We start from the raw sequence: 8,340 nt of genomic DNA, 5'->3' as shown, positions 1-8,340 counted from the left end.
CGCTGCTGTCCCGCTCGCTGCTGCTCACCCTGGAACCGCTCACCGACGACGACCTGCGCGGGGTGCTGCACCGCGCGCTGGCCGACGAGCGGGGGCTGGCCGGATCGGTCACGCTGCCCGGGGACGCCGAGGCGCACCTGCTGCGGATCGCCGGCGGCGACGCCCGCCGGGCGCTGACCGCGCTGGAGGCGGGCGCCGGCGCGGCCCTCGCCCAGAGCGAGGACACCATCACGCTGGCCACGCTCGAACAGGCCGTCGACCGCGCCGCGGTGAGCTACGACCGGGACGGGGACCAGCACTACGACGTGGCGAGCGCGCTCATCAAGTCCATCCGCGGCTCGGACGTGGACGCGGCGCTGCACTACCTCGCCCGGATGATCGTCGCGGGCGAGGACCCGCGGTTCATCGCGCGCCGCCTGATGATCTCCGCCAGCGAGGACATCGGCCTGGCCGATCCGACCGCGCTGCCGACGGCGGTGGCCGCCGCGCAGGCGGTGGCGATGATCGGCTTCCCCGAGGCGTCGCTGATCCTCAGCCACGCCACGATCGCCCTGGCGCTCGCCCCCAAGTCCAACGCGGCGACGACCGCGATCGGCGCCGCCCTGGAGGACGTGCGCGGGGGCAAGGCGGGCCCGGTGCCGGCGCACCTGCGCGACGGCCACTACAAGGGCGCCGCCAAGCTCGGCCACGCCCAGGGCTACGTCTACCCGCACGACGTCCCCGGTGCGATCGCCGCCCAGCAGTACGCGCCGGACGAGCTGCGCGGCCGCCGCTACTACGAGCCCACCCGCTACGGCGCGGAGGCCCGCTACGCCGACGTCGTGGAGCGGGTCAGGCAGCGGCTCTCCGGCGGCGCCGAGGCGCCCGCGCGCCCTGCCGCCGGGCCCGCGCGCCCCGTTGCCGAGCCCGCGCCGCAGGCGGATCCGACCCCGTAGGGAGCGCGGGGGAAGGGTGCCGCGCGGGCGGGGACGGAAGCTCCCGGAATGACTATGGCGCCGTCCGGGTTACCCTCGACAGATGTGCGCGCACCAGGCGGCCTCCGGCCGCCTGGTCGCATGTTCCACGCCGGGACGCGGCTGACCATCCCTGATCGCTCAGGTGTGGGGTTCCCGAGTCGGACCGTGCGCACCTTCAGAAATCCATCGGGTAAGGTAAGCCTTACCTAAGTCCACGGAGGTCGACGTACGTGAATCAGTCGCGTCCCAAGGTCAAGAAGTCCCGGGCACTGGGCATCGCGCTCACCCCGAAGGCGGTCAAGTACTTCGAGGCCCGTCCCTACCCGCCGGGTGAGCACGGCCGCGGTCGCAAGCAGAACAGCGACTACAAGACCCGCCTGCTGGAGAAGCAGCGGCTGCGCGCGCAGTACGACGTGAGCGAGCGCCAGATGCAGCGCGCCTACGACCGCGCGAAGAAGGTCTCGGGCAAGACCGGCGAGGCGCTCATCATCGAGCTGGAGCGCCGGCTGGACGCGCTGGTGCTGCGCTCCGGCCTGGCCCGCACCATCTACCAGGCCCGCCAGATGGTCGTGCACGGCCACATCGAGGTCAACGGCCGCAAGGTCGACAAGCCGTCGTACCGGCTGCGCCCCGAGGACGTCGTCCAGGTCCGCGAGCGGTCCCGCGAGAAGACCCCGTTCGTGGTGGCCCGCGAGGGCGGCTGGTCCGGCGACGGCGAGACCCCGCGCTACCTCCAGGTCAACCTGCAGGCGCTGGCGTTCCGTCTGGACCGCGACCCCAACCGCGGCGAGATCCCGGTGATCTGCGACGAGCAGCTCGTCGTCGAGTACTACGCCCGCTGACCCGGCGGCCGGCCCGGCCGGGCCGGCCCCGCGCGGTCACCGCGCACCCCGCGCCCGCCGTTGCGGCGGACCCGCTCAGCCCGTCGCCTCCCCGGAGGCGGCGGGCCGTTGCGTTCGCGCCGCCGGACCGCCCTCGCCCGACCCGCCGCGCGTCCGGCCGCGGGCCCGGGGCCGGTTCAGCGCCCGCCCCACGGCCTCGTCGAAGCCCAGCCGCCCGCCCTCCAGCAGCGCGGCCGCGTACGGGCCGTCGCCCAGGGTCGCCCGCACCCGCTTCTCGCACACCGTGTGCGGCGCGTTGAAGTGCCGCGAGCCGAACAGCCGCAGGCCCACCGACTCCCACAGCCGGGCCGCCGCGCCCTGCAGCACCGCCGCCTCGTGCGGCGCGCCCTCCGCCTCGGTGACCAGGGCCAGCAGTTCCAGCGCGAGCACCGAGCCCACCAGGTCGTGGAAGGCGTGGTCGATCGCCAGCGACTCCTCCGCGAGCCGCCGGGCCCGCTCCGGCTCGCCCGCCAGCCAGGCCGCGTACGCCAGCACGTACAGCGCGTAGGCCAGCGCCCACCGCTCCCCGTGGTCGCGGCAGATCTCCCGCACGTCCTCGGCCAGCCGCACCGCGTGGTCCAGGTTCCCCTGGAAGGCCACCGCCATCGCCAGCTCGACCTGGCCCATCAGCACGTTGCTGTTCAGCTCGCCGATGCCGCGGTAGCGCAGCAGCGCGTCGCCGATGAACCGCTCGGCGCGTGCCATGTCGTCGGAGACCAGCGCCAGGCAGCCCAGCCGGTGCACCGCGTACGCCTCGGCGGTCGCGTTCCCGGTGGCCTGCGCCTCCTGGCGGCACTCCTGGAGCACTTCGAACGCCGCCGAGGAGTCGCCCTGCAGCAGCGCCACGTACCCGTACACCCACATCGCCTTGGCCCGGGCCTCGCTCGCGGTCTCGCAGGCGTCCAGCGCGCGCTCCAGCCAGTGCCGCCCCTCGGCGAGGCGGCCGCAGCCCACCCAGCAGAACCACAGCGTGGCGGCCAGGTACTGGCCGACCGCCGGATCGTCGGGCGGCTCGCCCTCCGTGCCGTCCAGGCTGAAGTCCAGGGCCAGCCGCAGGTTCGGCAGGTCGGCGGCCACCCGCGCGGCCACCTCCGCCTGCCGCGGACTGAACCAGTCCAGCTCGCACCACGTCGCCAGACCCAGGTACCAGTCCCGGTGGCGGCGCCTGACCCGCAACTCGTCGCCGATCGCCGCCAGCCACACCGCGCCGTACTCCCGGACGCTCTCCAGCATCCGGTAGCGGACCTGCCCGTCCGCACCCCGCTCACGGATCAGCACCGACTGGGCCACCAGGGCCTCGACGGTCTCCACGACCCCCTCCTCGGCCAGGTCCGCGCCGGTGCACACGTACTCCACCGCGTCCAGGTCGAAGGGGCCGGCGAAGACCGAGAGCCGGGCCCACAGCAGGCGCTCGGGCGGGGTGCACAGCTCGTGGCTCCAGCCGATCGCGGTCCGCAGCGTCCGGTGCCGCTCGGGCGCGGTGGGATCGCCGCCGGTCAGCAGCCGGAAGCGGTCGTCCAGCCGCTCCAGCACCTGTTCCACCGACAGCGCCCGCAGCCGCACCGCCGCCAGCTCCAGGGCCAACGGCAGGCCGTCCAGCCGCGCACACAGCTCGCTGACCAGGCCCTCCTCGTCCGCCGCGACCGCGAAGCCGGGCAGCACCCCGGCCGCCCGGTCGGTGAACAGCCGTACCGCGTCCGCCGACGGCAGGGGCGACAGCGGCAGCAGCCGCTCGCCGGTGATGCCCAGCGGCCGGCGGCCCGCCGCCAGCACCCGCAGCCCCGGCGCCCGCCGCAGCAGTTCGCCGACCAGCTCCGCGCATGCCTCGTGCAGGCGGTCGAAGCCGTCCAGGACCAGCAGCATCTCCCGGTCGGCGAGATGCCCGGCCAGCGCACGCCGCTGGTCGCGGGTGGTGTGGTCGGGCAGCCGCAGCGCGTCCGCGACCGTCTGGTCCAGCAACTCCGCGTCACGCAGGCCCGACAGCTCGACCGACCACACTCCGTGGGCGAAACGGTCCTGCACGCGCCCCGCGGCACGCAGCGCCAACCGGCTCTTGCCCACACCGCCGGGCCCGGTCACCGTGGCCAGCCGGGAGTGCGCCAACAGGCGGGAGAGTTCGATCAGTTCGTCCCCCCGGCCGACGAAGCCGGTCAGGTCGGACGGAAGATTGCCCGCGGTACCCATGATGTACGGAGCGTACTGGGGGATGTGCGGACCGTACAATCCGACCGCGCCCGGGCCGGGAGCCCCGCAGCGTTCCCACCCTGCGGCGGGCGCACGTCTGATAGGTGTGCGCCCGCGCGCGTCGCGGCGCCGCAGCCCCGCCGCACGCCGCAGCCCCGCCGCACTCCGCTGCACCCCTCCGAACACCGCCGCACCCCCGCCGAACACCGTCGTGGCACGCGGTAATGCGGTACGGAGGTGTCGGTCCGGCGCGATAAGGTCGGAGTTCACGATCGACGGTTCACGACCGGGCCCCCTGCGTCCGGCGTGCGGGTGGCGAGGGGAGTGCGCGGCGTGTCCGGAGGAGAGGTGGCCGGCCTGATCGTGGCGGTGTTCTGGGCGATCCTGGTGTCGTTCCTCGCCGTCGCGCTCGTCCGTCTCGCCCAGACGCTCCGGAAGACCACCGAACTGGTGGCCGGCATCACCGAGCAGGCCGTTCCGCTGCTCGGCGAGGCGTCCGACGCGTTGCGCACCGCCCACACCCAGCTCGACCGGGTCGACTCCATCACCACCGACGTCGCCGAGGTCACCGCCAACGCCTCGGCGCTGTCCTCCACCGTGGCCACCGCGTTCGGCGGGCCGCTGGTGAAGGTCGCGGCGTTCGGCTACGGAGTGCGGCGCGCGGTCGGACTGCAGACCGGTGAAGCGGGCCGGACCCGCGCCAGGACCCTCACGGGCAAGGTGCTGCCGCCCGCCAGGCGCGGCGGCCGTCGCAACCGATCCAAGGACTGAGGCCACCCAATGTTCCGCCGCATGTTCTGGTTCCTGACCGGCGCCGCGACCGGCGTCTGGGCCACCGTCAAGGTCAACCGGGCGGTGCGCAGGCTCAGCCCCGAGAGTCTCGCCGCGAAATCGGCCGACCGGGCGCTGGAGACCGGCGCGCGGCTGCGGCTGTTCGCGCGGGACGTGCGGGCCGGCATGGCCCAGCGCGAGGGCGAACTGCAGGACGCACTGGGCCTGACCGGCCGCGACCAGCCCAAGGTGCTGCCCGCCGGCGGCGACCGGACCACCGCGCTGCCCGCGGGCGACGACACCGCGGGCCGTCCGGGCCGCACCTCAGACCTCCCGGCGGCACGCCGGGGCATCACGTACAACGCGCACGACCGGAAGGACGATCACTGATGGAGTCGGCAGAAATCCGCCGCCGCTGGCTGCGCTTCTTCGAGGAGCGCGGGCACACCGTCGTGCCGTCGGCGTCCCTCATCGCCGACGACCCGACCCTGCTGCTCGTGCCCGCGGGCATGGTCCCTTTCAAGCCGTACTTCCTCGGCGAGGTCAAGCCGCCCTTCGCCCGCGCCACCAGCGTGCAGAAGTGCGTGCGCACCCCGGACATCGAAGAGGTCGGCAAGACCACCCGGCACGGCACGTTCTTCCAGATGTGCGGCAACTTCTCCTTCGGCGACTACTTCAAGGAAGGAGCCATCACGTACGCCTGGGAGCTGCTCACCTCGCCCCAGGACCAGGGTGGCTTCGGCCTGGAGCCGGAGAAGCTCTGGATCACCGTCTACGAGCAGGACGACGAGGCCGAGGCCATCTGGCGGGACGTGATCGGCGTGCCCGCCGAGCGCATCCAGCGCCTGGGCATGGGCCCCAACTTCTGGTCCATGGGCGTCCCCGGACCCTGCGGCCCCTGCTCCGAGATCAACTACGACCGCGGCCCGGAGTTCGGCCCCGAGGGCGGCCCGGCGGTCAACGACGAGCGCTACGTGGAGATCTGGAACCTGGTCTTCATGCAGTACGAGCGCGGCGCCGGCGAGGGCAAGGAGGACTTCCCGATCCTCGGCGACCTGCCCGCCAAGAACATCGACACCGGCCTCGGCCTGGAACGCCTCGCGATGATCCTGCAGGGCGTGCAGAACATGTACGAGACGGACACCCTGCGCGCCGTCATCGAGACCGGCACCGCCCTGACCGGCGTGCACTACGGCGCCGACCACGAGTCCGACGTCTCGCTGCGTGTCGTCGCCGACCACATGCGCACCGCCGTCATGCTCATCGGTGACGGCGTCACCCCGGGCAACGAGGGCCGCGGCTACGTGCTGCGCCGGATCATGCGCCGCGCGATCCGCAACATGCGGATGCTGGGCGCCGACCGCCCGGTGGTCTCCGAGCTGGTCGACGTCGTCATCGGCATGATGGGCCAGCAGTACCCCGAGCTGATCAACGACCGCAAGCGCATCGAGTCCGTCGCGCTCGCCGAGGAGTCCCGCTTCCTCAAGACCCTCTCGGCCGGCACCAACATCCTCGACTCCGCGGTCACCGACACCAAGGCCAAGGGCGGCCGCGTGCTGGCCGGCGAGCAGGCCTTCCTGCTCCACGACACGTGGGGCTTCCCGATCGACCTCACCCTGGAGATGGCCGCCGAGCAGGGGCTGTCGGTCGACGAGGACGGTTTCCGCCGCCTCATGAAGGAGCAGCGCGACCGCGCCAAGGCCGACGCCCGTGCCAAGAAGACCGGGCACGCCGATCTGTCCGCGTACCGCGAGGTCGCCGACCGCTCCGGCGCCACCGTCTTCAGCGGCTACACCCAGGACAGCAACGAGGCCACCGTCGTCGGCCTGCTGGTCGACGGCGTGCCGTCGCCGGCCGCCAGCGAGGGCGACGAGGTCGAGGTGGTCCTCGACCGCACGCCGTTCTACGCCGAGGGCGGCGGCCAGCTCGCCGACTCCGGCCGGATCAAGGTCGAGGGCGGCGCGATCATCGAGATCCGCGACGTCCAGCAGCCGGTGCCCGGCGTCAGCGTGCACAAGGGCGTCGTCCAGGTCGGCGAGGTCACCCTCGGCGCCGCGGTGGAGGCCCGGATCGACGTGGTGCGCCGCCGCGCCATCGCCCGCGCCCACAGCGCCACCCACCTCACCCACCAGGCGCTGCGCGACGCCCTCGGCCCGACCGCCGCCCAGGCCGGCTCGGAGAACTCCCCCGGCCGCTTCCGCTTCGACTTCGGTGCGCCGGCCGCCGTCCCCGGCACCGTGCTCACCGACGTCGAGCAGAAGATCAACGAGGTGCTGGCCCGCGAACTCGACGTCACCGCCGAGGTGATGCCGATCGGCGAGGCCAAGCGGCAGGGCGCCATCGCCGAGTTCGGCGAGAAGTACGGCGAGCACGTCCGCGTCGTGACCATCGGCGACTTCTCCAAGGAACTGTGCGGCGGCACCCACGTGGGCAACACCGCCCAGCTCGGCCTGGTCAAGCTGCTCGGCGAGTCCTCGATCGGTTCCGGCGTGCGCCGCGTCGAGGCCCTGGTCGGCGTGGACGCCTACCACTTCCTGGCCCGCGAGCACACGGTCGTCGCCCAGCTCACCGACCTGGTGAAGGGCCGTCCCGAGGAGCTGCCCGACAAGGTCGCCGGCATGCTCGCCAAGCTCAAGGACGCCGAGAAGGAGATCGAGAAGTTCCGCGCCGAGAAGGTGCTGCAGGCGGCCGCGGGCCTCGCCGAGGGCGCCGAGGACGTCAAGGGCGTCGCCCTGGTCACCGGCGCGGTGCCGGACGGCACCGGCGCCGACGACCTGCGCCGCCTGGTGCTGGACGTCCGCCAGCGGATCTCCGGCGGCCGCCCCGCCGTCGTCGCGCTGTTCACCGTCTCCGGCGGCCGCCCGCTGACCGTGGTGGCCACCAACGACGCGGCCCGCGACCGCGGCATCAAGGCGGGCGAGCTGGTCCGCACCGCCGCCAAGACCCTCGGCGGCGGAGGCGGCGGCAAGGACGACGTCGCCCAGGGCGGTGGCCAGAACCCGGCCGCGGTGCCCGAGGCCGTCGAGGCCGTCCGCCGTCTCGTCGCCGAGAAGGCCTGAGGACGCCATGAGAAGGGGCCGGCGGATCGCCCTCGACGTGGGGGAGGCCCGGATCGGGGTCGCGTCGTGCGACCCCGACGGGATCCTCGCCACTCCCGTGGAGACCGTGCCGGGGCGTGACGTCCCGGCCGCCCTGCGGCGCATCGCGGCGATCGTGGCCGAGTACGAGCCGATCGAGGTCGTCGTCGGGCTGCCCAGGTCCCTGAAGGGGACCGAGGGCCCGGCGGCGGCCAAGGCCCGCGGCTTCGCGCAGAGTGTGGCGAAAGTCATCGCCCCGGTCGGCGTCCGGCTGGTGGACGAGCGGATGACGACGGTCACCGCGGCCCAGGGACTCCGTGCGTCGGGAGTCAACGCGAAAAAGGGACGCTCCGTAGTCGATCAGGCAGCGGCCGTCATCATTCTGCAGAGCGCCCTGGAGACCGAACGGGTGTCGGGAAAAGCGCCCGGAGAGAGCGTCGAAACAGTCATCTGATCGCGGTACGGTAACGT

General features: G+C 73.4%; 7 protein-coding genes. 6 read left to right on the top strand and 1 reads right to left on the bottom strand.

The genetic code is table 11. The features are described from left to right. Both BMW99_RS13745 and rpsD read left to right on the top strand, forming a co-directional pair. A partial coding sequence (locus BMW99_RS13745) for an AAA family ATPase (protein WP_456049147.1) occupies window positions 1-935 on the top strand: 935 nt, incomplete at its 5' end. 251 nt (window positions 936-1,186) lie between these two features. Next, a complete protein-coding gene (rpsD, locus tag BMW99_RS13740) occupies window positions 1,187-1,798 on the top strand; it encodes a 30S ribosomal protein S4 (RefSeq protein ID WP_069462233.1) in 612 nt (203 codons plus the stop codon). A 75-nt stretch (window positions 1,799-1,873) separates the two neighbouring features. Here rpsD and BMW99_RS13735 read toward each other — a convergent pair whose 3' ends face one another. Then, a complete protein-coding gene (locus BMW99_RS13735) occupies window positions 1,874-4,021 on the bottom strand; it encodes an ATP-binding protein (RefSeq protein ID WP_069462244.1) in 2,148 nt (715 codons plus the stop codon). Between the two features lie 333 nt (window positions 4,022-4,354). Between BMW99_RS13735 and BMW99_RS13730 the strand changes: the two genes are divergently transcribed. The 4 genes from BMW99_RS13730 to ruvX are packed head-to-tail and all read left to right on the top strand — an operon-like array spanning window position 4,355 to window position 8,323. Beyond that, entirely contained in the window at window positions 4,355-4,792 is a 438-nt protein-coding gene (locus BMW99_RS13730; RefSeq protein ID WP_075016870.1) for a DUF948 domain-containing protein, read from the top strand. A 9-nt stretch (window positions 4,793-4,801) separates the two neighbouring features. Next, the gene (locus tag BMW99_RS13725; RefSeq protein ID WP_069462235.1) at window positions 4,802-5,182 is read left to right on the top strand and encodes a DUF6167 family protein; all 381 of its coding nucleotides are present in this window, start codon (window positions 4,802-4,804) and stop codon (window positions 5,180-5,182) included. Next, window positions 5,182-7,851: an alanine--tRNA ligase gene (gene alaS / locus BMW99_RS13720; RefSeq protein WP_069462236.1), complete on the top strand. Its 2,670-nt coding sequence runs from the start codon at window positions 5,182-5,184 to the stop codon at window positions 7,849-7,851. The genes BMW99_RS13725 and alaS overlap by 1 nt, the downstream gene beginning before the upstream one ends. A 7-nt stretch (window positions 7,852-7,858) precedes the next feature. Continuing rightward, the gene (gene ruvX / locus BMW99_RS13715; RefSeq protein WP_069462237.1) at window positions 7,859-8,323 is read left to right on the top strand and encodes a Holliday junction resolvase RuvX; all 465 of its coding nucleotides are present in this window, start codon (window positions 7,859-7,861) and stop codon (window positions 8,321-8,323) included. Window positions 8,324-8,340 lie beyond the last annotated feature (17 nt).

It is taken from the genome of Actinacidiphila rubida, assembly GCF_900110255.1.
GTDB classification, from domain to species: domain Bacteria; phylum Actinomycetota; class Actinomycetes; order Streptomycetales; family Streptomycetaceae; genus Actinacidiphila; species Actinacidiphila rubida.
The sequence above is the reverse complement of the archived record's forward strand: the minus strand, read 5'-3'. Positions and strand labels throughout refer to the sequence as shown.

Coding starts and splice junctions, on each gene's coding strand:
- BMW99_RS13735 (WP_069462244.1), bottom strand. CDS start 4,021: ATGGGTACCGCGGGCAATCTTCCGTCCGACCTGACCGGCTTCGTCGGC.
- BMW99_RS13725 (WP_069462235.1), top strand. CDS start 4,802: ATGTTCCGCCGCATGTTCTGGTTCCTGACCGGCGCCGCGACCGGCGTC.
- alaS (WP_069462236.1), top strand. CDS start 5,182: ATGGAGTCGGCAGAAATCCGCCGCCGCTGGCTGCGCTTCTTCGAGGAG.
- ruvX (WP_069462237.1), top strand. CDS start 7,859: ATGAGAAGGGGCCGGCGGATCGCCCTCGACGTGGGGGAGGCCCGGATC.